This window comes from Neisseria sp. P0021.S007 (assembly GCF_051956855.1).
Map to the genome: position 1 here is coordinate 1 of NZ_JBQCXA010001632.1, position 453 is coordinate 453.

Annotated in this window: 1 protein-coding gene; it reads left to right on the forward strand. The window is 55.6% G+C overall.

Translation table 11 applies throughout. The annotated features are described in order from the left end of the window. Window positions 1-453 (forward strand): TGS domain-containing protein (locus ACTHUR_RS20640; protein ID WP_440400661.1); only part of this gene is annotated, 453 nt, incomplete at both ends.

Sequence of the window (453 nt, forward strand, 5' to 3'; positions counted from 1 at the left end):
CGCCTACGCCGTCCACACCGACATCGGACACAAAACCGTTGCCGCCCGCATCAACAACACCATGATGCCCCTGCGTACTAAACTCAAAACCGGCGACTCCGTCGAAATCATCACATCCGAACACGCCAAGCCCAATCCGGCATGGCTGAATTTCACCGTTTCCAGCCGAGCGCGCAGCGCCATCCGCCAATACGTCAAAAACCTTAACCGCCACGATGCCATCATCCTCGGCGAAAACCGCCTGCAAAAAGCCCTGTCCAGCCTGTTGCCCAAAGACGTATTGCTTTCAGACGACCTCAAAGAAAAATACCTTGCCGACCTCAACGACAAACAAACCTCGTTTGAAGAAGTCCTCTATAACGTCGGCATGGGGCACACACTGCCCGTGTATGTCGCCATGCACATCGCCGAACTGGCAGGGCAGCACTTCGGCAGCGAAGTCAAACTCAGCCC